Source organism: Hyphomicrobium sp. (assembly GCF_036262015.1).
Classification (GTDB): Bacteria; Pseudomonadota; Alphaproteobacteria; order Rhizobiales; family Hyphomicrobiaceae; genus Hyphomicrobium_C.
The window spans coordinates 370,850-396,688 of record NZ_DATAJR010000009.1; the positions used below are offsets into that span (position 1 = coordinate 370,850).

The window sequence follows — 25,839 nt, forward strand, 5'->3', positions numbered from 1 at the left end:
CCCAGCGAACGAGCATCGAGCTAGCGAACGCGGACGGGCGGAATGGACAAGCGCGCCAACGACAGGCAGGGAGGCGGCTTCGAAGATTCGATCCGCACCTCCTACAGTCTTCGGCTCGGGGCGTTCTATGGCGCGCTCTTTCTCGTCTACGGCGTGCATCTGCCTTACCTGCCGGTGTGGCTCGACTGGCGGGGGCTGACGGCGGAGCAGATCGCCGTCGTCACAGCCGCGCCCTTCTTTCTGCGCGTCTTCATCACTCCGTCGGTGGCGATGCTGGCCGACCGAACGGGCCAGCACCGATCGATCGTCAATGGGCTCGCGTGGCTCGTGCTCGTGCTCGCGCTCTTGCTCACGCAGATGGAGAGCTTCTGGACGATCTTCCTGCTTGCTCTTCCATTTGCGATCTCCCTTTCCACCATCGTGCCCCTGACCGAGACCATCGCTGTAGCCGGCGTGCGTGCGCATGGGCTCGACTACGGGCGCATGCGCCTTTGGGGATCGATCACATTTGTCGTGGCGGGCTTTATTGGCGGTTGGCTGATCGACCATACCAGCGCCAACGCGGTGATCGGGTGCATTCTCGCCGGCGCAGTCGCGATCGTCGGGTTTGCCTGGCTGCTACCGCAACCCGGCGCCTCGCCCCCCATGGCGCGTGGGGGCAGTCTCGAAGAGGCTGGGAAACTCGTGAGCTCCCCTGTGTTTCTGGCTTTCCTTGTTGCGGCCGGATGCGCCCAGGGCGCACACGGCATGTTCTACACGTTCGGCGCGCTGTCCTGGCATGCTCAAGGCATCTCGACCGCCTGGGTCGGAACGCTATGGGCTATCGCAATTGTCGGCGAGGTGGCGCTCTTCGCCTATTCCGGAAACGTCGTCCGGCGTTGGGGGCCGGAGATCCTCCTCGTGGCCGCCACGGCGGCCGCGATGCTGCGCTGGGCTGCGATGAGCCTGTCTCCGCCGCTTGCCGCGCTGATCCCACTGCAAACGCTGCACACGCTCACCTACGGCGCGTCGCACCTCGGCGCGATGCATTTCATTTCCCGCGCGGTGCCAGAGAGCGCGCAGGGTACGGCGCAGGCGCTCTATGCAACGGTGGCTTCGGGGCTACTGATGGGTGGCGCGACATTGACCTCCGGGTGGCTGTACGCTCGTGTCGGAGGGCACGCCTATCTCGCAATGGCCGCCTTGGCAGCGATTGGTTTTGCCGGAGCGCTCTTCGTTCGCGTGCACTGGCGCGGGGGCGCACTGTGGCAAGCGCCTGCTGCGGCATGAACCGCAGCTCTTCAACCCCAAAGCTGTGTTGAGGGCGGTTGCAGCAAGCCGTTTTCGAAGCGGATGGGCGGATTGCGATCCTCGGCCAGAAGAAGTGGCCCATCCAGATCGACCCAATCGGCGGTTTGCGCGAGCAGAAACGCGGGTGCGACGGCCAGAGACGTGGCGACCATTGAGCCCACCATCACTTTGAGCCCGGCTTCGTTCGCCGCCTTCTGCAACGCCAGGGCTTCGGTCAGTCCACCGGCCTTATCGAGCTTGATGTTTACAGCGTCGTACCGGTGCATCAGATCTGCGATATCGGCCGACGTGTGCACGCTTTCGTCGGCGCAGACGGGGACGGAGTGCGCCAATCCTTCGAGCATATAGTCTGCGCCTGCCGGAAGTGGCTGCTCGATCAACTCGAAGCTCGATTCATCGGCCGCGGCGAGAAACGGGCCTAGCATATCCTCGGTCCAGGCCTCGTTGGCATCGGCGACGAGCCGCGCATCCGGGCGGGCCTGTCGCACGGCTGCCATGCGCTCGATGTCGCCCGCTCCGCCAAGCTTCAGTTTCAGGAGACGATGGGTCCTTGCATCCGCCGCCGCGCGAGCCATTGCCTGCGGTGTATCGAGGCTCAGCGTAAAGCAGGTTTCGACGGCCTCGAGGGGTCCGACGCCTGCGATCTCGGCGGCCGTGGTCCTTCTCGACTTGGCTTCGAAATCCCAGAGCGCACAATCGAGCGCATTGCGTGCGGCCCCAGGGGGAAGCGTTGCGGCAAGAGCTTCCCGGCTCGTGAACGCATTGGGCGCACGCTCCGCCTCGGCGATCGTCGCGGCGACGCTCTCCGGCGTTTCACCGTAACGCGCGTAGGGCGTGCACTCCCCGCGTCCCGTGATCCGCCCGTCGGACACTGCGACCGCGACCACAACAGCTTCCGTTTTGCTGCCGCGCGCGATGACGAACGGCACCTTCAGCGGAAAGCGCTCGATGGACAGGGAAAGAGAAAGTGCGGGCATCCAGCGTTCCGGAGATGGCGGCGCTCGGTCAGGCGATGCGCCCGCTCACATGCGCGAGGAAAAGATACACCCGTCCCATGTCGGAGAGGAGGTGGCCGCTGACCGCGCGGCCCGAGGGATCGCGCTGTTCTGCATCGCGGCGGATGTTTTCGAAATCCACGAGGTAGTGATTGACCGTGCGCTGCAGATCGGGATCGGTGCGGTAGCGCAGGCTCAGATCGTCGAAGATCGCGCGCCCTTCAGGGGTGTAAATGCTGCGAACCATGACGCCGCGTTGCCCTGCGCCGATGCGTTGCCAGAGAGCGGCGGTTGTGGCTGGATCGAGGGCGCGGGCAATGACATCGATCTGATTATGGAACGGTATCGATACAGGGCTCGGCTGGACGTGCGCGGGATGCGCGCTGGCAGCCTGATGGTGGCCTTCCTCGTCGCGGGAGGCGCGCGCCAGGAGATCGCCCAGCGACCATCCCTCGCGGCTCTCGCCCCCGGGGGCCGGTGCTCCCGGTCTGGGCAGGGCCTGATAGGGCGAGGGACGCGGATCGCCGCCCCAACCGCCCTGTGCAGGGTTGCTCGAGGCTGCAAGGGTGTTCAATGAGCGGCCGGTCGGGTCGGCGGCACGCGTTTCGGCGCTATAGCTTCCGGTGAGCGTAGGAAGTCCCGGCGTGCCAGGCTGCGGCGGCTGCGGCATCGTCACGTCGCGGCCCGCGAGCGAGCGCGTGGTGAGATTGGAGAGTTGCTCGATAGCGCGGAGCTGATCCTGGAGCGCGCGACGCATAGCATCCGCGTTCTCGCGGGTGGCCGCCGGAAGACGGTCCATCTGCTCCTTGAGACGCATCTGCTCGGCAGCGATATCTGCCGCGGCACGGCTTGCGCGCTGACGCACCTCGTCGGACGTTTGGTCAATGCGGCTGTTGAGCGTCGACAACTGTTCCGAGACGACGTTCGAAATCGACGAGAAGCGAGAGCGCAGCTCCTCGAGTGCCCGTTCGCCTTCTGCGCCGGCTTCGATCCGAAAACGCTCGAGGTCTTGGATCGCGGTATGCTTGGCTGCTTCCGCGCTGGCCCGAAGCTGCTCGGCAGCGGCACGTGCCCGCTGCTCGGCGCTCGTGAGAGAGCCTTCCATCGTGGACGAGAAGCCCTGGACGAAGCGGCCGAATTCATCTGCCTTGCCTGTGAGCTTGTCCATTGTGCTCGTCAGCTCGGCGTGCCGGCCCTGCAGCGTGGACTCGATCTTGTAGTTTGCGTTTTCGAGCGAGTTGGCAGCGCGCAGGATCGCCTGCCCCTGACCCTCGAAGCGGTTGGTAACGGAATTGACCTGTGACAGAAGGTTTTCCGACACGCGCTTCAGCATCTCGGACTGGCCCGCCAGACCTTCGATAGCCTTGAGTGACTGGCGGGTGATGTTCTCGCTCGTCCGGCGGACGGAGTTGATGCCGTGCATCAGGCTCTCGTCGAGGTGGACGGCTTGGCGCGCAATCGTATCGCTGAACGTGCGGGCATGATTGTCGAGGGCGGAGGTGAGGGCGCGCGCCTTCTCCGCGACGGCCGAGTCGATTGTCATCGTCGAGCGGACGATCGAGTCGTCGAACGACTTGAGCCGCTGGCCGAATGCGGCATCCAACGCTTTGGTCCGCTCGACGAGCTGAATGTCGAGCGCCTGTGCGCGGTTCGTGAGAGAGGTATCGAGTGCGCGGGCGTATTCTTCGAATACGAGCTGCAACTTTTCGGTGCGATTGCTCAGAGACGTGTCGAGAGTCGTGACATAGCCCGAGATGGCATCCTGGAGCTGATCGGTCCGTGCGCCCAACGCCATGGCGAGGCCGGACGTGTAGCCTTCGAGCATGGTCTGGAGCTGCTCGGTCTTGCCACCAAGCGTATGCTCGAGGCGGTCGGTGCTCTGGCCGACAGCAGATTCCAGTGCAGTGAGGTTTTCGCCCGCACCTTGGATGATGCCGGCGAGCTTGACCTGCTGGTTCGAAAGCTTGTCGATCAGGGTCGGGATGTCGGTGCCGAGTGTCTTCAGTGTTTCGGTCACGCGCTCGCTCGTTGACAGCAGCGAGGTGCGTTCGCCTGCGAGCTCCTGGATGAGGCCGCGGATCTTGCGCTCGTTCTCTTCGTAGGAGCGCTCGAGTGCCGTGACCTCGTTGTGAACCAGAGCCTCAAGTTCACCGGCGCGGCCAAGAGCGCGCGAAATGGCGTCGTTCATGAACCCGACTTGGCGCCGGACCGCCTGTCCGAGCGAGGCCACGGATTGCTCGGCCATACGATCGGGCTCAGCGAGGCGGATCGCGACTTCGGTCATCGTCGAAGATCGCAGCCTCAGCTCGTCGGATCGCCACGCCAGCAGGGCCAAGGCCCACAGGACTGCAATTGGAACGATGATGGCCGTTGCGGTGAGGAACGTGGTCGGCTTCTCTAGCAGCGACCATAGCGTTGCGCCGGCTTCAAGCTCCGCGCGGACGATCAGCCACGAGAAGATGAGGCAAATGAGCGTCCACCCCGTCGTAGCGATGGCGGCATACTTGAAGGGAGTCGTCGACGGCTTCTGCTCGAGTGCGTAGATCAAGCCGCCGATGGACGGCGCATCGTCGTTGGCTGCGATGGTGCCGCGCGGCGGGCCTGCCGGACGGCGGCGCGCCATGCGGCGGACGGCGGGCTCGAGCGGCGTGGCTTCGACCTGTCTCTCTTCCAACGCGCGGTCCGCACTGATGGTTGCTGGCGGAGAGGCCGGGACTGGCGCGCGGTTGGACATTGGGAGCGGAGGAGGCAAGCGATGATTTGCGGCGGCGGCCGGCGAGCCGAGATTTGGCGCCGCGGTTGGTGGCGAAAGTTGCGATAGCGCGTCGGCAAAACTGGGTGGTTCGCCTGAGGGTTTCGCCTGGTCACCCGATTTCAGGGGGGGAGGCATGAACGGTGCCGCAGGGGATTTGCCCGCGTCTACCGATGCGCCTTCCCCGGGCGCCGCTTTCTGAGCGGCAACCGCGCCTGATTTCTGTTCCTGAGCCATCCACCCGTCCGAGCCGGATCAAGTACCGGCAGCCCCAAGACCATATACCGCAGTCCGAGGCTTGTGCTCAAACGGGTTTTCTCCCGTAAGCAGCCCCATCAACGCCCTTTTTAGGCTGGCGCGGCGCCGACGCGCGCATCACAGCCGAGTAGGCTGGGTTTGGGGCCAAATGAAGTTCGCCCGGGTTCTGCGCCCGGAAATCAGGGCCTAATGGAATATCTGCACAGTCTTAACAATTGAAGACAAATCATTTACAATGTTTTAGTACGTCTTGCTCAGAATGAAACTTAACTGTTTTGAAGCAATTCTAATCATTCCGCCCGCCGATGGGCCTGCTTGGACTGCCTCAAACCCAACCTTCCTGCGACAGGTCTGCACCTTATGGGCCCCCTGAGACAGCGCTTCATCGTAACCGGCCGCGACCGGTTAACGCGGGCCAACGAGCTGCCGCCGCCTGGCGCCGAGCTTGCCGGACCTATCGATCGCGCGCATCTCGGCCGCTACACGCTCGGAAGCCTTACCCTCGAGCGCGAAGTTCTGGGCCTCTTTCTTGCGCAGTTGCCGCTCAGCATCGAGCAGCTTCGCTTCGCGGCGACTGACCGCGAATGGCAGATTGCGGCCCATACCATCAAGGGGTCCGCGAAGGCCGTCGGCGCTTGGAAAGTCGCCACACTCGCGGTCGAAGCCGAACAAACGTCGGGTGTCGCCGACGAAGAGGAGCGCGAACGGCTGCTGGCTGCGCTCGAGGAAGCCTGCGACGCGCTCGAGGGCTACGTCGCCGAGGTTTTCCCTCCCGAGAAGATCCACGGCTGAGATCGCACCGCTCGCTGAGCAACCTCATAAAAATCCTGAAATCAACCGCTGTTACGTCTCCGTTCGCTGTTTGACGGCGCGACGAGGCGAAGCTTGAATTCAAAGGGCTAGATCTTTAATCCTGCCGGCGACCTTGCTCGTAGGAGGAGCGACGTGGAAATTTGGAGTCGGCCGTCTCATGGTTAAATTGACGTTTATACAACCCGACGGCGCGAGCCAGACAGTGGAAGTAGAGCCGGGTTTGACCGTGATGGAAGCGGCTAAGCTCAACGACATCCCGGGAATCGAGGCCGAGTGCGGCGGCGCGTGCGCGTGCGCGACGTGCCACGTTTACGTCGAAGGGGACTGGGTAGAGAAAACCGGCAAGCCTGCCGACATCGAAGAAGACATGCTCGACTTCGCCTTCGACGTGCGCAAGGAAAGCCGTTTGAGCTGCCAGATCAAAGTGACGCCGGAGCTCGACGGCCTCACGCTGCGCGTGCCGGCGAAGCAGTTCTGATACGCGCTTTGGCGCGAGCCCGCCCGAGAGCGAAGCTGGAGGTTACACATGGCATTGGACGAAGCCGGTCAGATCGCGGATCCCGGCGTAACCGAGATCGACGCCATCGTCATCGGTGCTGGACCTGTAGGCTTGTTCGCCGTTTTCGAGCTCGGGCTCGTCGACATCAAGACGATCGTTATCGACATTCTCGGCAAACCCGGTGGGCAGTGCTCCGAGCTCTACCCTGAAAAGCCGATCTATGACATTCCGGCGCTGCCGACGGTGACGGGCCAGGAGCTGACCGATCGGCTCATGGAACAGATCAAGCCGTTTGGCGCGCAGTTCGTGTTCGGCGAGCGTGTCGACGAGCTCACGCGCGGCGAGGACGGCCGCTTCCATCTCAAGACCGACGCTGGCCGCGAGATCAAGGCAAAGGTCGTCGTCATTGCGGCAGGCGGCGGATCCTTCACGCCGAAGCGTCCGCCGCTCGAAGGCATCGAGGCTTTCGAGGGCTCATCTGTATTCTATGCGGTACGCCGCATGGAGGAGATGCGGGGCAAGGATGTTCTGGTCGTTGGCGGCGGCGATTCCGCGCTCGACTGGACTCTCAACCTCGCATCCGTCGCGAATTCGCTGACCTTGCTCCATCGTCGCGACGAGTTCCGCGGAGCGCCACACTCGGTGGAGAAGATGCGCGCGCTCGTTGCCGAAGGCAAAGTGCGTCTCCTCATCGGTCAGATGACCAAGTTGCACGGCGAGGGCGGCGCTCTCGAAGCCGTGACTGTCAAGACGGCCGACGGCGAGGAGCGGGTGACGGCGACCGCCATGCTGCCGTTCTTCGGTCTGACCATGAAGCTTGGTCCAGTGGCGTCGTGGGGTCTGAACCTCAACGAAAACCTGATCCTGGTCGATACGGAGAGATTCGAAACCAGTGAGAAAGGCATCTTCGCCATCGGAGACATCAACTGGTATCCGGGCAAGTTGAAGCTCATCCTGTCGGGTTTCCATGAGGCCGCGCTGATGGCCCAGCAGGCGCACAAGTACGTGTATCCGGATAAGAAGCTGCTGTTCCAGTACACGACGTCGTCGTCGAACCTGCAGAAGAAGCTCGGCGTGAAGTAAGTGCCGCGCGTTGCGGCGGCCCAGGTCAGCGGCCTGCGGTTGAGCGCTCGTAGATCAGCGCGAGTTTGGCGAACTCGCGCACAGTCAGACGCTCGGCGCGGAGTTCCGGCGAGATCCCGGCGACTTCCAGTAGCGCTTCAGGATTCGGAACGAGCGTCTTCAGCGAAGCTCTCAGCATTTTGCGCCGCTGGCCGAATGCGGCCGCAGTGACCTTGCCGAGTGCCTTGACCGAACAAGCGGGCTGAGGCTCCGCGCGCGGGGTGAAGACGACGACAGCGGATGACACTTTCGGTGGCGGTGTGAACGCCTCGGGTTTCAAAGTAAGCGCGATGTGGGGCTCGCTGCGCCACTGCGAAATCACAGACAGGCGGCCGTACTCCTTGCTCCCGGGCGCGGCGACGATGCGCTCCGCGACCTCCTTCTGGAACATCAGCACCATGCGGTCCCACCACGGTGGCCAGGGCTCCGTTTCGAGCCAGCCGATCAGCAGCGTCGTGGCGGCGTTGTAAGGTAGGTTCGCGGCGATCACCGCCTTTTCTTTGCTGCCAACCAGAGCGCGCCAGTCGGAATCGAGCGCGTCGCCTTCGTGAACACGCAATTGACCGGGGTAGCGCGCCTCGATTTCTGCGAGCGCAGGGAGACAGCGCGAGTCGCGCTCGACGGCCACGACGCGCGCGGCGCCTTCCAGAAGAAGGCCACGTGTCAGACCTCCGGGACCAGGGCCAACCTCCACGACCGTCCGGCCGGCGACGCTGCCGCCAGCGCGCGCAATGCGGCGTGTGAGATTGAGATCGAGGATGAAATTCTGGCCGAGACTTTTCTTGGCCGCGAGGTCATGCCGACGGATCACATCGCGCAGCGGATCGAGCCCGTCGGGGCTCGCGCCGGGGCGTTCGTTCAGAGGCTCGTCTGCGGTTGCGTTGGCACTCATCCTGCGTGTTCGCTTCGATTGGTCATGCGCCGCGCTGCCATCGTATCGGCAAGGCGCAGCGCTTCCACCAGGCTCGAGGCACGGGCCTGGCCCGTTCCCGCGATAGAAAAGGCCGTCCCATGATCCGGAGAGGTGCGCACAAACGGCAAGCCGATCGTGACGTTCACGCCGGTGTCGAAGGCCAGCGTCTTGATCGGGATCAGAGCCTGGTCGTGATACATCGCCAGCACCGCATCATAGGTTTCGCGCGCGGCCGCGTGAAAGAGTGTGTCAGCGGGATGTGGACCGGTCACCGCCATTCCGCCATCGCGAAGCGCTGCAATGGCAATTGCGATGATGCGCTCGTCCTCGTGGCCGATTTTGCCATCCTCGCCAGCATGAGGATTGAGCCCGGTCACTGCGATGCGCGGATTGGCGATGCCGAAATCGGTCTGGAGCGAACGGTGGAGACACTGCGCGGTGGCGACGATGCTGCGCGAGGTGATTGCCTTGGGCACATCGGCCAGCGGGATATGCACGGTCAGCGGTACGACTTTGAGCTCGGACGACGCGAGCAGCATGACGGGATGCACATCAGCGGCACCGAACAGCTTCTCTGAGAGCGCGCCGAGAAATTCCGTGTGGCCAGGGTAGGGAAATCCCTCGGCCATGAGTACGCTTTTGGCGATCGGGTTCGTTACGACAGCGCGCGCCTCTCCGCGTTGGACGGCTGCAACGGCCTGCTCGATGGACGCGATGATTGCTGCGGCATTGGCCGGATCCGGTTTTCCGGCGGCGACCACCGCGGCGCACGGAACCGCGATAACAGGCAGATGCGTCGCGAAGGCGGCCAAGCCTTCCGCCAAAGACGAGACCGTCTTGATTGTAACCTCGTAGCCGAGCGCACGCGCACGCGCGCCGAGCGCGTCCGGATCGCCGAAGAATACGAACGGAGCTAGCGAACGGCGGTTACGCTCGACCCAAGCCGTTAAAGTGATATCGGGCCCGATCCCCGCGGGATCACCCATCGTCAAAGCGAGCGGCGCCGATGCCAGCTGCCCGCTATCGGAGGTCACGGTCATCAGCGGATCTCAATGGCCGCGTCCTGCCGCAGGTCCTTGAGGTGCTTCTGGGCGAGAACTTCGAACTCCTTCTGGCGGAGCTCGGCCTGCGCGTTTTCGCGTGACGACATGTCCGCGTTGCCGTCGAGCGCCTTGCGGCCGCACAGGGCCCAAAGCTCGACGCCGCTTCCGCTGACGCTGGCGGGCAGCAGATCGCCGTCGCGTGCGTTGAGCAGCAGGCTGCGAGTGGGCTCCGGAATGGCCGACGGCTTACGCGTTCCCATATTCTCGTGCTTGGCGCCTGCGACAGACGCCGCAAGCCCGGCCATTGATGCGCAGCCCGAATATTGCCGCTGCAGCGCATCGGCTTCGGCGATGCGTTGGGCAATGACGGACTGGTCCACGGACGCCGGGAGCGGAAGCGTAATGCGCTGGACTTGCAACTCGACGTTATCTTGCGCCATGGGCGTGGTGGCCATGAGCTGGTCGACGTCGCGTTCGGTGATGGCGACGAGGTGGCCGAAGCGGCGGCGTATCACTTCGCGCCAAGAGATTTCGGCGCGGAAACGATTGCGCATCGTCTTGATGTCGACGCCCATGCCCTTCATGTGCTGGCCGAACTGATCGAGCGTCATCTTGTTGCGTTCGGCGATGCCGCCGATCACCCGATCGATCTCACTGTCCTCGGCCACGGCGTTGAGACGCTTGGCTTCCTGGATCTTGAGTTTCTCGTTGATCAGCTCGTCTTCAGCTTTTTTCCGCGAGCCGGCGACCGCTCCAGAGCGCGCTTCGCGTCTCAGCTGCTCGATCATGTTCTCCTGAAGCTGCTTCACGTACTTCGTCTGCAGGGCACGCGCTTCTTCTTGCGATTGGACGTTGTTCTTCTGCAGCAGCTCCTTGAAGCGCTCGTTGGTTTTCGGGTCCTGAACAATCTGCTTCCAGCGCGCTTCGGCCTTGGCCTTGAGGTTCTCTCCGCCGCCACCGCCACCCTGCATAGCAATGAAGGAGGCGCGCTGCTCAATCTCGTATGCGGTGATCGGCTCGTCGTTGACGAGGATCGCGATCGACTGACCGCCGCCCTTCGTTTTCGACGACTTCGATCCGCTTCCCCCCTCAGCGGGATTGGCAAGCTCGACCGTGCGACCGGCTGGCTGCTTCTTCGGTTCGGCACCGGCAGAACTCAGAGCGGCGCTCAGTGCGAGCGTGCACGAAGCGAGGAGGAGGGTACGAAGAGTTTCAATCATCGATGATGTCTCGCCAGCTGAGCACGGGTCACGGCGCGACCGGATGAACGAACGCGTGCTTCCCGACGCCGCACTAGCACTAAGGCTTGCGTTTCAGAGAATAGGGCCAGACCGGGACATGCGCAAAGGCCTCGGTTTTTATCCACACTAACCGTGGCGTGGCTAAGGCAATGGGCCTGAGGACGAGGAGAAGCAGAGCCTCAAGATTAACTACGGTGAACCAATGACGCCGCCGCGAGCCGAAGCGTCCTCGCCGCCGAGGGTATCGACAACGTTCGTCGAGTAGGCGAATCCGCCGAGGTGCTTGAGCTCGAAGCGCAGCATGACCACTTGATCCGGCCGGATGTCTTGGAGCGGATCGGTAATAAAGGTCTCGGTGTAGGTGGCGCTCAGCATGAAGCACTCGTCGAGGTAGGCGAGGCGGATGGAGTCGGTCAGCACCTTGTCGTTGTCGAGATCGTAGCGGATCGCGCCAGTCAGCGTCCAGCGATCGGTCAGCCTGAGGGTGGCGAACCCGAGAATGTCTTCTTCCTGTTCGAACCTCAGGGTGTCTTCGTTGAAGACCTCTCCGTAGGTATAGGTAACCTGTGTCAGCAGCGGGCCATAGTTGAACGCCGCCGTCAGATCTTCACGCCGGAGCGTCAGGTCGTCCTCGTCGAAGCGGGACTGTGCAATGACCCGGAACACGTCGGTGGGCGCGAGATAGAGACCAAGTACGTAGTCGGACTTGTCCGTTTCGAGACCGCTCCTGGGATTGAAGAGATCCACTTCAGGTTCGTTGTAGGCGTTGTCACCGCTCAGATGGTAGCTCTGACCGGCCAGCACGCGGGCGTAGCCCACGGGTCCTTGGAATGTGTACTGCACGCCCACGTTGGCGCGTACGCCGGTCTCTAGGCGGTCATAACCAGAGAACTTGCTGGTCTCGAACAGGTTGGTGTCGTCGAAGATCAAGCTCTTGGCGTCCTCGTCCGGCAAACCTTCCTGACGCACGCTCGCATTGTGGGCCACAAGCTGGCCGATCGGTTCGATGACGTGCGAAGTCGAGCCAAGGCTTGCCACCCACGGATACGCAACCGTGACCCCGCCCGTCGCCAAGCCGCGCAGGAAGGTGTCATCCAGATTGCTGTTCACGGCATCGAACGGATCGTCGTCCTCGAAGTTGATTTGGTAGATGTCGCCCCGCAGCTCGCCAAAGGGCGTGTAGGTGATGCCCACCGCATCCGTAAACCGGCGGCGCCATTTCACTTCCGTCACGACGCGGTTCATGTCCTGCGAGACGAGACCGATTGCGGCGTTGCTCGAGTCAGAGCGGGACAAGCTCAAGGCATTCGAGGTCCACGTGAGCTCGCCGCCGAGCACAGGATCCTGGAACACATAGTTATGATCGATGATCGGATGAACCAACGACTCCGTTGAGTCGTCGTCGTTCACGAGCAGGCCGCCAAACTGGTACAGCTTGGCACTGAAATAGCTGCGATCCGACAAGCCGCGGAGCCACACATCGTTGACGCGGTCCGTCAGCAGGATGCTGTCAAGCTTGTAGAAGCGGCGGAAGGAGTCGTCGCTCTCGGCGATCACGTTCCAGCCATAACTCCACCAGCTCGACAACGAGAACTTGCCGTGCGTCTCGATGCTTCCGCGCCAGCCTTCGAGGTTCCTGTTGACGGGGGCCGGAAGGCCGCCCGCATCCTGGTCGATGCCAGCGAAGATTATGTTGTACTCGCCATTGGCGAGCTTCTGGCGCCACTCACCCTGCCACATCACGCCCTGTTCGCTCATGTAGCGCGGGGTGAACGTGAAGTCATAGCTCGGCGAGAGCGCGAAGTAGTACGGCAGCTCCACGAACACGCCGAGGTCGCCCGAGTTGCCGTAGGACGGCGAAAGGAAGCCGCTCTTGCGCTTCACGGACGGATCGGGGTGCTCGAAGTAGGGCAGATAGCCGACCGTGATTCCGTAGAACTTCAGCTCGGCGTCTTGATAGGAAATCGTCTGCTTGGCCTGATCGTGGATGATGCGCTTGGCACCGATACACCAGAGCGGAGGTACGTTGCCTTCGCTTTTGCACGGGGTGAACGTCGCTTCGGAGAATTCGGTGACGTTGCCCTCGCGGCGCTCGCCACGCTCGGCTGTGATACGGGAGTCGTCGCGCGTGACCACCGAAAGCGACTGGACGAAGCCGTCGCGGAAATCATCGGTGAGGGTGTAGTTGTCGGCGCGGATGATGTTGCCGTTCGCCTCCTTGAGCTCAACGTTGCCCGAGGCGGTAAGGGTGTTCGCGGACTGGTCGTAGATGACCTTGTCGGCGGTCAACACGTTCTTGTTGTAGTAGATTTCGACGTTGCCGCGCGCGATCACGCGATTGCCGTTGTTGTCGTAAATCAGCTCATCGCCCTGCAGATAGAGCGGCAGCGACTTGTCGAGCTTTTGCGGCTTGCCGAAAACTCCACCCGGCTGTTCCGGGAATGCGGTGCCGCTATCGGAGAGAAGGCCTTTTTGCGTGGTCTTTTGAGCGTGGGCAGCCATCGGCGCGCCCGCGACCAAGCCTAAGCTGAGCGCCAGGGCCAAAGCCGGACGGACGAACGCAGACGAGCGCAACCGCCCCCATTCCGCCGCCTTTACGCGGGGAAACGAAGCGTAGAACTCAGTGCATGGCGCCAGCAATGTGCGCGCAACACGCATCACTCAGCCGTCCTCCTGGTGCAAGAGCACCGTCACTGAAACAAGAATGGCGAGAAGCACCGGAACCCATACCGCCGCCCAGATAGGCGCCAGTCCTGCCGTCCCGACTTGCCTTGAAATCTCCGCGAAAAGGAAAAATCCAAAGCCCCCGATCATTCCAGTCACAACCATAGTCTGGATCCCACCGGAGCGGAATGACCGCAACGACACAGTTGCCGCCAAAAAGACCATTGCGATGCAGAGGAGCGGGCGGGTCAGCAGGAGTTCATATTGCATTCGCAAGTGTTTTGCAGAAAGCCCTGCCCTCTCCGTAACATATATCAGGTCAGGTAACTCCCAGAATGAAACGGAGATCACCGTTCCCAGGGCGTCCACCACGCGCTCGGGGGTGAGGTATGTGGGGAGGAGGTACGTACCGAAATTTTCCGGCTCCCGACCGACCCGGGATACGAGCGCGTTCTTGAGCACCCAGAACCCGTCATCGAGGGTCGCCTGCTTGGCGTCGACACGTTCCGAGAAATCCCCCTTCCTGTCGTAGACGAAGGCAGTGACGGTGGTGAGCTCAGTCCCTCGGCGGCGGGCCGAAGCCGCGTTCAGGATGGACTGGCCGTCGGCGCCGTCCTGGCGCAGCCAAGTGCCGGAATTTCCTCGTCCCAACACGCTCGATTCCCGCCCAAAGGCTTCCGAGAACAGTTTCTCTGATTTGTCGCGAGCCGCGGCGGCGAGGGGATTGAAGAGGGTCGAACTCATGACGCCCAGCATCAGCGCAACCGCCGCGCCGGGCTTGAGAAATTGCCAAACGGACATGCCGCCGGCACGCATGATGGCCAATTCGCTTTTCCGGGCCAACATGAGGAGTGCTGCAATCGATCCGACCAGCACGGCGAAGGGCAAGAGGATCTCGGTGTAGGCGGGCAACCGGAGCATGGTGATCCAGGCCAAGATGTAAGCCGGGACGCTGCCGTACTTGCCTGCCTGGCGCAGCATCTCCACGAAATCGATCATGAAAATCAGGACGGTGCACAATGCGAAGACGGCGAAGATCGCCGTCAGGAAGCGCATGCCGATGTAGATCGATAGGGTCGAGATCCGGGGCACCGAGGTCAGCTCCCCGTTTGGGCGGCAGCCACGCCGCGGCGGCGTGAGAACCGCTGCCGGATCTGTCCCCACCAGGTGGTGACAAGATCACCGATCCGGTCAAGGAAAGCGGGGCCGGTCGAGAAGCGCGCGCCCTGAACAATCAGCACGAGGGCCGCACCGATCGCGGCTATCGGAATGAGATAGAGAACTGGCACGGCGGTTGGGTTGATGGTGACAATGTTATTGAACGCCAAACCACCCAATCGGAGGCCGACGCCGAGCAAGAAGCAAACGCCCATCCGCACATGCCGGTTCTGGCGGGTGCTCTGGGCTTGGCCAACCATAGCGATGGCGAGCAGCACAAAGGCGATGGGATAGAGTGCGCCCGAGAAGCGCTCATGCAACTCGGACCTGAAGCGGCCGCGCTCCGTCGCATCGGTCTTCTCGGCCGGATCCGGATTGACGAGCTCGCTGTAGAAGCGTTCGCGGGCCCTCAACTCCTGCGGTCCATCGCGCTTCTTCTCCATGCTGTTGAGATCAACGGCATATTTGTCGAAGGCGATGATCTGCGTTGGCTCCGTGATGTCGCCGTCGCGGCTCAGGATGTGTCCATCCATCATGAACAGATACGTGCCGCCGTTGTCCTCGACCAAAACCCCTTTGTCAGCCAGATAGGACTGCGCCTTCTTGGGATCGCGCATGTCATGCATGACGAGGCCGCGCAGCGTTCCGTCCTGCTGTCGCTCGCGGATATGGAATGTCAGGCCCTTTTCGGGAGACGAGAACCGGCCGGGCTGGATGACCTGGGTCAACAGGTCGGTACGGACTTGCAAGACGAGGTCTCGCAACTGCCGCTGGCTCCAGGGCGCCGCAAGATGGTTGATAAACGTCAGAAAAGCCGTGATCAGCAGGGCGAGCGTCATCAGCGGCTTGGTGATCGTCCAGGCGGTGGCACCCGACGCCGTGAGAACGATGATTTCGCTGTCGCTGTTGAGGCGGTTGAGCGTGTGGATTGCGGTGATAAGCAGCGCGAACGGCGTGATGACCGCAATGAAGCTCGGCAGGCCGAGCGTCGTCATCTTGATGAGCGTGAGCCCGCTCTGGCCCTGACTGGTGACGACATTGAGCTCGCGCAAAGCGAGCGAGATCCAAACGATACCGACCAACGACAGCAGAACAAGCAGCAGGGCGCTGGACGTCTGCCGGAAGACATATCGTGAGAAAATCGTCATATGACGTCGTTCACGCTCGGCTTCGGCGCGGCCAACGGCAAGACGGATTGGCCGGCGGGGCATGCACGAGCGTGACCTTGCGGTTCAACGCCGGCAACCCTCCGTACGATGTCGTCTCCGTGGCCCACGTCCAGATTCCCCCTAGTGTGATGATCGAGAAATTCGCCCTATTTGGCCACGAGGTACCGAGCGAATTTCTCGATCTGAATCACACTAGCAAATCATAGTCCTGCTAGTGTCCCTTTGATTCCGAAGCTCGCTTGGTACCCAGCCGCGAGCTCTGGCGAACTTCGGAATCGGGACACTAGTGCCGGTTCGTTCCATGCGAGAATGGCGGAATTTCGGCTGTTCTCCAAGCCACTAGCCGAGGGAAGCTCATGCCGGCGAGATGGCAAAACGCGCCGATAGCCCGGCCGCTGCGCCGGTGCGGATATTAATCCTGGCGCCATAGTTTTAGGGCGCTTCCGGCTTGCACTTCCCCCGCAAGCGTCTAATTTCCACAGCGAAGATCGAAATGCACCCAATCGTAACGCGCATTGCCGCGGCATGCGCCGGCGTCGGGCCAACAGCCTCGACGGCGTGTGCGCCGGATGGAGAAGCTGCGCGCTCATCCGGCCCCTCCCAAATTTCTCGAGGAGCACCACCCACCTATGTCCACCCCGTTTGAAATTACCTTCGCTCGGCTCGACGCCGCGCCGCTGTCCACCTGCGTTGCTTTCGCCTGCCAGGATCTTACCCTGTCGCCGGCGGTCCAGAGCCTCAACACGAAAAGCCAGGGGCTGCTGCTCAAGGCGGCCGAGGCGGGCCAGTTCAAGGGCAAATCGAAGACGTCGATCGAGATCCTCGCGCCCCAGAAGCTCGACTGCCAGCGCCTGCTGCTGATCGGCGCTGGGAAGGCGGGCGACAATACGGAGACGGATTGGGCCGGCATCGGCGGCTACGCACTCGGCCAGATCTCCGCGCGTAAGACAACCGAAGCCAGCCTGGTCGCGGAAGTGAGCGGCGCCGATTTGAAGCCGGACGCGCTCGCCGCCACGCTCGCGTTCGGCGCGCTGCTGCGCCATTACAGCTTCCGCAAGTATCTGACCAAGAAGAATGGCGAGGAAAAAGACAACGACAAGGAGAACGGCAGCAACGGAGCGGCGGACGCAAAGCCGGCCCAGGATCGTCTGACCAAGCTCGTCATTCACTGCGCCGATCCCGACAAGGCCCGCGCCGCCTTCGAAGACAAGCGCGCGCTCGCCGACGGCATCTATTTCGCACGCGATCTCGTCAACGAGCCGGCCAACGTGCTGGGCCCCGTGGAGTTTGCCGAGCGCGTGAAGGAGCTTGAGCGGATCGGTCTCGAGGTCGAAATCCTCGATGACAAGCAGCTCAAAGACATGAACATGAACACGCTGCTGTCGGTGGCGCAGGGCAGTGCGCGCCCCGCACGCGTCGCCATCATGCAGTGGCACGGCGCTAAGTCGAAGCGCGCAAAGCCACTTGCCTTCGCAGGCAAGGGCGTCGTGTTCGACACCGGCGGCATCTCGATCAAGCCCTCGGCCGGCATGGAAGACATGAAGGGCGACATGGGCGGCGCGGCGGCCGTCGTCGGCCTTATGTACACGCTCGCCGAGCGCAAGGCGCCGGTGAATGCGGTCGGCATCATCGGCCTCGTCGAAAACATGCCGTCGGGCACGGCAACGCGCCCGGGCGACATCGTCGTCTCAATGTCGGGCCAGACGGTCGAGAACCTCAATACCGACGCGGAAGGCCGTCTCGTGCTCGCCGACGTGCTCTGGTACGTGCAGGAACGCTTCAAGCCGCGTTTCGTCATCGATCTCGCGACACTGACGGGCGCGATCATGGTCGCGCTCGGCAAGGACTTCGCAGGTCTCTTCGCGAATGACGACAAGTTGGCCGATCAGTTGCTCGCGGCGTCGAAGGTCACGGGAGAGCGGATCTGGCGGATGCCGGTCGACAAGGTCTACGACCGGATGCTCGATAGCAAGAACGCCGACATGAAGAACATCGGCGGGCGCTGGGGCGGCGCGTGCACGGCGGCGGCATTCATCCAGCGCTTCATCAAGAAGGATACGCCGTGGGCGCATCTCGACATCGCCGGCACGGCGATGGACGCGCCCAAGAACGAGATCAACACCAGCTGGGGTTCCGGCTGGGGCGTGCAGCTGCTCGACCGGTTCGTCGCCGACAACTTCGAGAAGGGCGAGAAGTGAGTTTTGGTGCGCGGGCCGGAGCATGACATCTGGCCCGCGCGCTGATTTCTATAACTATTCGTTATTCCGATCTGATCTTAGTGTATTTTCCATAATATATATTATGCGAATGATGGAGCTGGCCATTTGGGACGGAGCCAAGTCGTCAGGCTGCGGATTTTGATTCCGCCCTTCGGCTTCTACGGTAGACCTTCTTCCGCCGTTCGTACGCACGCCGCGATCACCGCTGCGTACACTGACGCCACGAAGCCGGTCAGCACATTCACGCTGATCACGATACCGATCAGCCGTGCCCATTCCTGCCCCATGACCGCCGTCAGCAGCGTCACGATGAAATCGTCGAAGGCCTGCTTCAATTGGAAGAACAGCTCGCTGACCTGACTGACGGATGGCTTCTGGGGAAGCTCCCAGACAAGCTTCCAGCCGATGTCCCCTACGCTCGCCGTACCGAGGATGCCGAAGGCCGCCAAGGCCGCGATCCCTGCCGAGAACGCGAGTCCGAGCGGCGGCGCCAGCCGGAAGTAGCCCCAGCGCCAGGGCTGCGCACGGAACGAAACCGATAGCGCCCTGAGCGCGCTCGAGCCCGCGTAAGTGGTAAGGCCGAACACAACAGCGACCCAGAGCAGGCGATTGCTGTCCGTCCCCGCGAAGGTGAACACCGCGGCGAGGCCCGCCAGCACGCCCTTCATCAGGGCCTCAACCGTGCCCACCAGCCCAACCAGGAGGATGCGCGGCGTGCGGGCACCTTCAAAGTAGAACGGCAGCTCGAAAAACAGCCGCTTCGTTTCAAGCCGCAGGCCGAGCACGAAGCTCAGCGCAGCCGTGACGCCCGCGAAGAGAAAGGGATGATAGTAGCCGAGCATCGCGATGCCGGCGACCGCGGCGATCTCCGCCGCCATGATCACGGCGTTCAACAGAATGCGAATGATGATCATGGGTGTGGCGGGCGCAATCCAGGGCCAAGGGTCGGGCTCGTAGCGAGCTATTTGGCTCCCTCCGAGTCCAGAACGTCCGTCGACCTTAGCGTGAAGCGGCGTGCCGGACCACGCCCGTCACTCGAGCGCCGAGACGGTTGTCTCCGGTTTGCAACGGGCTTCGCCTGACCTGGCCAAGGTGGCGTTGAATGGGAACGTGCGGCGGAACATGCGGAACTCGCCGCCGGTGTCGCCTGCGATCTGAAGCTGCTTTGCGACGGTGTCGCCGCTCATGTTGACGAGGTAGGCTTCGACGACATAGGGCTCCGTGCCCTTGGCCAGCTCGAGCTTGCCCTTGAAGAGCGTGACGCTGCCGCTTGCGTCGCCGGCATCGAGCTTCAGTGCGGTGTCGCCGCAGCGTTGCTCTGACCCGGTCACCTCGACGCCGCACCATCCCGTCGCGCAGCGAGCGACATCCAAGGTGAGCGTGCAAGGCTTGTCGCCGCAATCGGGCCCACGCCGTGCGATTTCGTACGTGCGGCCCTCCCAGCGTCCGGAGATGTCTACGGCTGCTTGTTCCGGCGCGGGCGCTGTTTCCGCCGCGCCATCACCCGCGAGGCCAGCCCCCGCCGTAGCCAGAACACAAAGTGCAGCGAAGCTCGAAACAATCCGAATGCCCCGTGTTCCCATGCCCATGACGCGAAATCGCACCTCCACAAAATTGATCACGGAGCCGATCAAATCAGCGGGCGCGGGCGAATTTGTGTCGCGCTTTCTCCTCATTGCCGGCATTTGCCTCCTGATCTCCCTCGCTGTTCCAACAGGACTCGTCGCCCTTGTCGAGGGCGTTGGCGCGATGCCCCTTCCCTTCAATCTCCATGTGGTCGATCAGCGGCTGCCGGGCATCTTCAAGCTGCACATGCTGGCGTCAGGTGCGGTGCTCGTCCTCATTCCGCTCGTCATCGCGACGCGCCGCACTCGCGCATGGCATCGGCCTCTCGGACGGGTGACGGCTGTGCTGGTCATCGCCGGGGCCCTGACATCGTTTCCGGTGGCCTACGAGAGCACCTCCGTGCTGCCGGCCCGGATCGGCTTTGCCGCGCAGGGCATTGTCTGGCTCGGGCTGGTGGTGGCGGGTGTCATCGCCATCCGGCGGAAAGATCGCGCGCGGCACGCGGCCCTCATGCTCGCCATGGCGGCTGTGGCTTCGGGTGCGATCTGGGTGCGGCTGACGACGGCTGTCGTGACGGCGTGGGATCTTCCGTTCGATCCGATCTACGCCTGCGCGACGTGGCTGGGCTGGCTCATCCCCTTGGCGCTGGCGCTTGCTCTCGCACCAATTTCGCTTCTGCCGCGGCGAGTTGCTTCACGCAGGGCTCTCGCCACCTGAGACGGGCTCTAGTACTTTGTTTTGTCGTGCTTCTTATCGGAAAACCGGTTCCCACTTTTCCGGAAGCACTCTAGGTTCGGGCCGAATTCTCATCCTGAAGAGCGGCCAGGACCTCAATGAAACCTTCCAAAGACATCGCGCGGCTGATCGAGATCATGGCGGCGTTGCGCACGCCCGTCACCGGATGCCCGTGGGATCTCGAGCAGACCTTTGCGACGATCGCGCCCTACACCATCGAGGAAGCCTACGAGGTGGCCGACGCGATTGCCCGCTGCGATATGCCGGACCTCAAGGACGAACTGGGGGATCTGTTGCTGCAGGTCGTCTATCACGCGCGCATGGCCGAAGAGCAGCACGCCTTCGCGTTCGGCGACGTCGTGCAAGCAATCACCGCCAAGATGATCCGCCGCCATCCGCACGTGTTCGGCACTGCAGAAGAGCGCGCTGCCGGTGCTTCACCCGGCTTCTGGGCGAAAATCAAGGCGGAGGAGCGCGCCGCGAAAGCAGCAGAACGCCCGTCCTTATCTCCGACATCGCAGTCATCGCCGGGTGTTTCACTTCCGACGAGCCGGCGCGGAGAAGGGCTTCTAGCCGATGTTTCGCTTTCGCTGCCTGCGCTCACGCGGGCAATCAAGTTGCAGGACAAAGCCGCGTGCGTTGGCTTCGACTGGCCATCGCTTGCGCCGGTGTTCGACAAGATGCGCGAGGAGCTCGCGGAGCTGGAAGACGTGGCTATTCCCGCCGATCCGCGCGGTGCCAATCCCGATGGAAGTGCGGAGACGACCGCCAAGATTGCGGAGGAGTTCGGGGACCTCCTGTTCGTAATGGCGAACGTCGCACGCCACCTCAAGCTCGATCCGGAAACGGCGCTACGGGCGGCCAACGACAAATTCGTGCGCCGCTTCCGGCATATCGAGGACCGCCTCGCCGAACAGAACCGTTCCCCGGATGATGCGACGCTTGCGGAGATGGATGCTCTCTGGGACGAAGCGAAGGCGCGAGAGCGCAGCTCAACATAAAACAAGGGGCGGATGCGCAATGCGCTCCGCCCCAAGTTCAGAATTCCCGCTGCCGATTTGCCGGTTCTTCTTTAGATGTCGAGAGTGTGGTCGAGTTCCCACTGCGTGAAGTGGGTCGAGAACTGGTTCCACTCGCGTTGCTTCAGCTTGATGTAGGAGCTTGAGAACTCCTGGCCGAGCGCCTCCCTCAGGCTCTCGTCCTTTTCGAAACTGCGGATCGCGTCGAGCAGGTTGAGCGGTAGCTTCGGCGCGTCCGTCACCGTATGCCCGTCCTGGTACATATCGATGTCGTAGCGCTTGCCGGGGTGGCAGTTGTTGTCGATGCCGTCGAGGCCGGCTGCCAGAATCACGGCCTGAAGCAGGTAGGGGTTCACCGCACCGTCAGGGAGGCGAAGCTCGAAGCGGCCCGGGCCGGGGACGCGCACCATGTGGGTACGGTTATTGCCCGTCCAGGTTACGCTGTTCGGCGACCACGTCGCTCCCGAGATCGTACGCGGCGCGTTGATGCGCTTGTACGAGTTAATGGTCGGGTTGGTGATGGCAGCAAGCGCCTCGGCATGTTTCATGATGCCACCGAGGAAGTTGTAGCCCTGCTTCGAGAGGCCCATTTCATCGGTTTTGTCGGCGAACATATTGATCTTGCCGGTGGCCGCATCCCAAACGGAGATGTGGGCGTGGCAGCCATTGCCGGTCAAGGTTGGGAAGGGCTTCGGCATGAACGTTGCGCGCATGCCGTGTTTCTCGGCAACCGACCTAGCCATGAACTTGAAGAACGCATGACGGTCTGCGGTGAGCAGCGAGTCGTCGAAGATCCAGTTCATTTCGAACTGGCCGTTCGCGTCCTCGTGGTCGTTCTGGTAGGGTTCCCATCCGAGCTCAAGCATGTAATCGCAGATTTCAGCGATGACATCATAGCGGCGCATGAGAGCCTGCTGATCGTAGCAGGGCTTCGAGCCTTGATCCTTGGCATCCGAAATCGCGGTGCCGTCGGGATTAATAAGGAAGAATTCGCACTCGACACCCGTCTTGATGCGGAGGCCCATCTTAGCAGCCCGGTCGACGAGCTTTTTCAGGACGACGCGTGGAGACTGGGCGACCGGCTTATTTTCCATCGCGCAGTCGGCGGGGACCCAGGCCACCTCCGGTTTCCAGGGGAGCTGGATCAGCCCCGCTGGATCGGCCATCCCGAGCATGTCGGGATGAGCCGGTGTCATATCTAGCCAAGTCGCAAATCCTGCAAACCCGGCACCGTCCTTTTGGATATCGCTGATCGCCGCGGCGGGTACCAGCTTAGCGCGCTGGTACCCGAAGAGATCCGTGAACGAGATCATAAAGTAGCGGATCCCGCGCTCTTTGGCGATTTGAGCCAAGTCCATTGCGCCTCCCCCGGAGACATTTGTTTGTATGTTCATGTTATTTGTTCCTGAACATTTGAGCCTTTAGAATTTGCCTTGGCCCGGGATCCAGCTTGTTCCCGCCAGAGGAACGCGCGCCATGGCGGCGGCCTCGAGTGTGAGCGCACAAAGATCTTCCGGCTCGAGATTGTGAACGTGGTTGTGCCCAGCCGCGCGTGCGATGGTTTGCAGCTCGAGCGTCATCACCTTCAGGTAGTTGGCGAGGCGGCGGCCGGCACGGACCGGATCGAGGTGCTTTGCAAGCTCCGGATCCTGGGTCGTGATGCCCGCAGGGTCGCGTCCCTCATGCCAGTCGTCGTATGCGCCCGCCGTTGTGTGGAGCTTCTGGTATTCGGCTTCGAGAGCGGGGTCATTATCACCGAGAGCGACGAGCGCTGCGGTGCCGACCGCCACTGCGTCGGCGCCGAGAGCAAGAGCCTTGGCGCAGTCGGCACCGTTGCGGATACCGCCGGAGACGATGAGCTGCACCTTGCGATGCATGCCGAGGTCCTGCAGCGCCTGCACAGCCGGACGGATGCATGCGAGCGTCGGCTGGCCGACGTGCTCGATGAATACCTCCTGCGTGGCAGCGGTGCCGCCCTGCATGCCGTCGACGACAACGACGTCGGCACCGGCCTTCACTGCAAGTGCGGTGTCATAATAAGGACGTGCGCCGCCGACCTTGATGTAGATCGGCTTCTCCCAATCGGTGATCTCGCGCAGCTCAAGGATCTTGATTTCGAGATCGTCGGGACCGGTCCAGTCCGGGTGACGGCACGACGAGCGCTGGTCAATTCCCTTCGGCAGCGTGCGCATCTCTGCGACGCGATCGGAGATCTTCTGGCCGAGCAGCATGCCGCCGCCGCCGGGCTTCGCGCCCTGACCGACGACAACCTCGATGGCGTCCGCGCGGCGCAGGTCGTCAGGATTCATGCCGTAGCGTGACGGCAGATACTGATAGACCAGCGTCTGGGAGTGACCGCGCTCTTCCGGCGTCATGCCGCCGTCGCCGGTCGTGGTGGAGGTGCCAGCCAGCGTTGCGCCGCGGCCGAGGGCCTCCTTGGCGTTGCCCGAAAGCGCGCCGAAGCTCATGCCCGCAATGGTAATCGGGATCTTGAGCTCGATCGGCTTCTTGGCAAAGCGCGTTCCGAGCGTGACGGCCGTCGAGCAACGCTCGCGATAGCCTTCAAGCGGATAGCGCGACATGGAAGCGCCGAGGAACAGCAGGTCGTCGAAATGCGGAAGCTTGCGCTTCGCACCCGCGCCGCGGATGTCGTAGATGCCCGTCTGAGCGGCGCGACGGATCTCCGACAGCGTATAGTCGTCGAAGGTCGCGGATTTGCGGGGGGTGGTCGGGGGATTATGGTAGCTCATCAGTATGCGTCCGCGTTATCGATGTTGAAGTTGTAGAGCTTACGAGCCGAGCCGTAGCGCTTGAACTCCGACGTCTTTACACCGTTGACGCCGGCCTTCTTCAGAAGCGCAGATAGCGCGTCGTGATGCTCCGGGCGCATTTCCTTCTCGATGCAATCTGCACCGAGACTCTTCACGCTACCGCGGACGAAAAGTTTGGCTTCGTAGATCGAGTCTCCAAGCGCATCACCGGCATCGCCGAGTACGACGAGGTTTCCGGTCTGTGCCATGAAGGCCGACATGTGGCCGATATTGCCTTTGACGACGATATCGATGCCCTTCATCGAGATCCCGCAGCGCGAAGACGCGTTGCCTTCGATGAGCAGGAGGCCACCGCGGCCGGTGGCGCCGGCGTACTGGCTGGCGTCGCCTTTAACGACCACCCTGCCCGACATCATGTTCTCAGCAGTTCCCGGGCCGGAAGAACCGTGCACGACCACAGTCGCCTGCTTGTTCATGCCGGCGCAGTAATATCCGACGGGACCGTGGATATTGACGGTGACGGGAGCGTCGATGCCGGCAGCGACCGCGTGTTGGCCGCGCGGATTGAGGACTTCCCAATCGGTTTCGTTGTTACCTTCCTTGAGCTTATGCAGGTCGTGGTTGAGCTCGCGGAGCGGCGTTTTCGCCAAATCAATTGATCTCATTATTAGCGCTCCCAGAAATAGACGGTGGCGGGCTCGGGCTCCCAGACTTTCGCATTCTCGATACCGGGAAGGTTCGCGAGAGCGCGATACTCGGATCCAAAGGCCACGTATTGATCGGTTTCGGCGAGGACAGCCGGCTTGCAAGCAATCGGGTCGCGAACGACGCCGAAGCCGTTCTTTGTGCCGACGACGAAAGTGAAGAAGCCGTCCAGATCCTCGAGGCTCTTTTCGAGCGCCTGGCCGAGGTTCAGGCCCTGGTTCATGCGCCACGTGATGTAAGCAGCGGCGACCTCGCTGTCGTTCTCGGTCTCGAACGTCATGCCGTCGTGCTTGAGGTTGCGACGCAGGTTGTTGTGGTTCGAAAGCGAGCCGTTGTGCACGAGGCACTGATCGGGCCCGGTCGAGAACGGATGTGCGCCAAGCGTGGTGACGGCGGATTCCGTCGCCATGCGGGTGTGACCGATGGCATGCGAGCCGGACATCTTCGCGAGCGCGAACTGCTTCGCGACTTCCGTCGGATAGCCGACTTCCTTGTAGATTTCGATGGAGTCACCGCGGCCCATGATGCGCACGCTCGGGAAATTCGAGCGGATCGCCTCGCGAACAGCGTCGACCTTGTCCGCAGCGCAGGTCAGCACGGCGTGAGTCGACTTCACGTCGAGGTTCACCGATCCGCCGATTTCCTTTTCGATGGCCTTCGCGAGGCCTGCGAAATCCGTTGTGGGGTTCGGCGACTGCAGCGTGACCTTCGCCTTACCCGATGCCGGAGCGCCGTAAACGGCAAAGCCGGCCGAGTCCGGACCACGCTCGCACATCGTTGCGAGCATGCCCGCCGTCAATTCTCCAAGGCGCGGCTCGAGGGCCTTGTCCTTGATGAATAATCCTACAATTCCACACATGGGCTAATCACCCCCTGCTTTCTTTTGTTGTAGCTTGAATGATATTAG

General features: G+C 62.5%; 21 protein-coding genes. 7 read left to right on the forward strand and 14 right to left on the reverse strand.

Annotated features, from left to right (window positions below):
• The first annotated feature begins 42 nt into the window (after positions 1 to 42).
• The gene (locus VHO05_RS17285) at positions 43 to 1,269 is read left to right on the forward strand and encodes an MFS transporter (protein ID WP_329647860.1); all 1,227 of its coding nucleotides are present in this window, start codon (positions 43 to 45) and stop codon (positions 1,267 to 1,269) included.
• 11 nt (positions 1,270 to 1,280) lie between these two features.
• Here the strand turns inward: VHO05_RS17285 and dgcA are convergent, their stop codons facing one another.
• Together dgcA and VHO05_RS17295 are read right to left on the reverse strand one after the other, a co-directional pair.
• Positions 1,281 to 2,267: an N-acetyl-D-Glu racemase DgcA gene (dgcA, locus tag VHO05_RS17290; protein ID WP_329647861.1), complete on the reverse strand. Its 987-nt coding sequence runs from the start codon at positions 2,265 to 2,267 to the stop codon at positions 1,281 to 1,283.
• 28 nt (positions 2,268 to 2,295) lie between these two features.
• Positions 2,296 to 4,959: a hypothetical protein gene (locus tag VHO05_RS17295; RefSeq protein WP_329647862.1), complete on the reverse strand. Its 2,664-nt coding sequence runs from the start codon at positions 4,957 to 4,959 to the stop codon at positions 2,296 to 2,298.
• A gap of 696 nt (positions 4,960 to 5,655) precedes the next feature.
• Here VHO05_RS17295 and VHO05_RS17300 point away from each other — a divergent pair.
• From VHO05_RS17300 to VHO05_RS17310, 3 genes are all read left to right on the forward strand, one after another.
• A complete protein-coding gene (locus tag VHO05_RS17300) occupies positions 5,656 to 6,087 on the forward strand; it encodes an Hpt domain-containing protein (protein ID WP_329647863.1) in 432 nt (143 codons plus the stop codon).
• A 178-nt stretch (positions 6,088 to 6,265) separates the two neighbouring features.
• Positions 6,266 to 6,586, forward strand: coding sequence for a 2Fe-2S iron-sulfur cluster-binding protein (locus tag VHO05_RS17305; RefSeq protein ID WP_329647864.1), 321 nt, complete (start codon positions 6,266 to 6,268; stop codon positions 6,584 to 6,586).
• Between the two features lie 48 nt (positions 6,587 to 6,634).
• Entirely contained in the window at positions 6,635 to 7,690 is a 1,056-nt protein-coding gene (locus VHO05_RS17310) for an NAD(P)/FAD-dependent oxidoreductase (protein WP_329647865.1), read from the forward strand.
• Positions 7,691 to 7,715: 25 nt separating this feature from the next.
• On the opposite strand, the gene rsmA is transcribed toward VHO05_RS17310, so the two are convergent.
• The 6 genes from rsmA to lptF all read right to left on the reverse strand — a co-directional run bounded on the left by rsmA (position 7,716) and on the right by lptF (position 15,896).
• Complete coding sequence (gene rsmA / locus VHO05_RS17315) at positions 7,716 to 8,621, reverse strand: 16S rRNA (adenine(1518)-N(6)/adenine(1519)-N(6))-dimethyltransferase RsmA (RefSeq protein ID WP_329647866.1); 906 nt, start codon at positions 8,619 to 8,621, stop codon at positions 7,716 to 7,718.
• Positions 8,618 to 9,682 carry a 4-hydroxythreonine-4-phosphate dehydrogenase PdxA gene (gene pdxA / locus VHO05_RS17320; protein WP_329647867.1) on the reverse strand — a complete coding sequence of 355 codons (1,065 nt, stop codon included), beginning with the start codon at positions 9,680 to 9,682 and terminating at the stop codon, positions 8,618 to 8,620. Before pdxA ends, rsmA begins: the two co-directional genes overlap by 4 nt.
• The gene (locus VHO05_RS17325; RefSeq protein ID WP_329647868.1) at positions 9,682 to 10,905 is read right to left on the reverse strand and encodes a peptidylprolyl isomerase; all 1,224 of its coding nucleotides are present in this window, start codon (positions 10,903 to 10,905) and stop codon (positions 9,682 to 9,684) included. The genes pdxA and VHO05_RS17325 overlap by 1 nt, the downstream gene beginning before the upstream one ends.
• Before the next feature lie 210 nt (positions 10,906 to 11,115).
• A complete protein-coding gene (locus tag VHO05_RS17330; protein ID WP_329647869.1) occupies positions 11,116 to 13,584 on the reverse strand; it encodes an LPS-assembly protein LptD in 2,469 nt (822 codons plus the stop codon).
• A 3-nt stretch (positions 13,585 to 13,587) separates the two neighbouring features.
• Positions 13,588 to 14,682: an LPS export ABC transporter permease LptG gene (lptG, locus tag VHO05_RS17335; protein WP_329647870.1), complete on the reverse strand. Its 1,095-nt coding sequence runs from the start codon at positions 14,680 to 14,682 to the stop codon at positions 13,588 to 13,590.
• Positions 14,683 to 14,687: 5 nt separating this feature from the next.
• Positions 14,688 to 15,896: an LPS export ABC transporter permease LptF gene (lptF, locus tag VHO05_RS17340; protein WP_329647871.1), complete on the reverse strand. Its 1,209-nt coding sequence runs from the start codon at positions 15,894 to 15,896 to the stop codon at positions 14,688 to 14,690.
• A gap of 650 nt (positions 15,897 to 16,546) precedes the next feature.
• Between lptF and VHO05_RS17345 the strand changes: the two genes are divergently transcribed.
• Positions 16,547 to 18,115 carry a leucyl aminopeptidase gene (locus VHO05_RS17345; RefSeq protein ID WP_329647872.1) on the forward strand — a complete coding sequence of 523 codons (1,569 nt, stop codon included), beginning with the start codon at positions 16,547 to 16,549 and terminating at the stop codon, positions 18,113 to 18,115.
• A gap of 179 nt (positions 18,116 to 18,294) precedes the next feature.
• Here VHO05_RS17345 and VHO05_RS17350 read toward each other — a convergent pair whose 3' ends face one another.
• On the reverse strand, positions 18,295 to 19,050 hold the full coding sequence (locus VHO05_RS17350) for a hypothetical protein (protein ID WP_329647873.1): 756 nt from the start codon (positions 19,048 to 19,050) through the stop codon (positions 18,295 to 18,297).
• 117 nt (positions 19,051 to 19,167) lie between these two features.
• Positions 19,168 to 19,758, reverse strand: coding sequence for a hypothetical protein (locus VHO05_RS17355; RefSeq protein WP_329647874.1), 591 nt, complete (start codon positions 19,756 to 19,758; stop codon positions 19,168 to 19,170).
• 34 nt (positions 19,759 to 19,792) lie between these two features.
• Here VHO05_RS17355 and VHO05_RS17360 point away from each other — a divergent pair, with 34 nt between their 5' ends.
• Both VHO05_RS17360 and mazG read left to right on the forward strand, forming a co-directional pair.
• Complete coding sequence (locus VHO05_RS17360; protein WP_329647875.1) at positions 19,793 to 20,419, forward strand: DUF2306 domain-containing protein; 627 nt, start codon at positions 19,793 to 19,795, stop codon at positions 20,417 to 20,419.
• Between the two features lie 116 nt (positions 20,420 to 20,535).
• A complete protein-coding gene (gene mazG / locus VHO05_RS17365; RefSeq protein WP_329647876.1) occupies positions 20,536 to 21,438 on the forward strand; it encodes a nucleoside triphosphate pyrophosphohydrolase in 903 nt (300 codons plus the stop codon).
• A 71-nt stretch (positions 21,439 to 21,509) separates the two neighbouring features.
• On the opposite strand, the gene glnT is transcribed toward mazG, so the two are convergent.
• The 4 genes from glnT to VHO05_RS17385 are packed head-to-tail and all read right to left on the reverse strand — an operon-like array spanning position 21,510 to position 25,791.
• Positions 21,510 to 22,850, reverse strand: a complete 1,341-nt coding sequence (glnT, locus tag VHO05_RS17370; RefSeq protein WP_329647877.1) for a type III glutamate--ammonia ligase — start codon at positions 22,848 to 22,850, stop codon at positions 21,510 to 21,512.
• Between the two features lie 27 nt (positions 22,851 to 22,877).
• The gene (locus VHO05_RS17375) at positions 22,878 to 24,206 is read right to left on the reverse strand and encodes an FMN-binding glutamate synthase family protein (protein WP_329647878.1); all 1,329 of its coding nucleotides are present in this window, start codon (positions 24,204 to 24,206) and stop codon (positions 22,878 to 22,880) included.
• Positions 24,206 to 24,892, reverse strand: coding sequence for a GXGXG domain-containing protein (locus VHO05_RS17380; RefSeq protein WP_329647879.1), 687 nt, complete (start codon positions 24,890 to 24,892; stop codon positions 24,206 to 24,208). Before VHO05_RS17380 ends, VHO05_RS17375 begins: the two co-directional genes overlap by 1 nt.
• A 2-nt stretch (positions 24,893 to 24,894) precedes the next feature.
• The gene (locus VHO05_RS17385) at positions 24,895 to 25,791 is read right to left on the reverse strand and encodes a glutamine amidotransferase family protein (RefSeq protein ID WP_329647880.1); all 897 of its coding nucleotides are present in this window, start codon (positions 25,789 to 25,791) and stop codon (positions 24,895 to 24,897) included.
• Positions 25,792 to 25,839 lie beyond the last annotated feature (48 nt).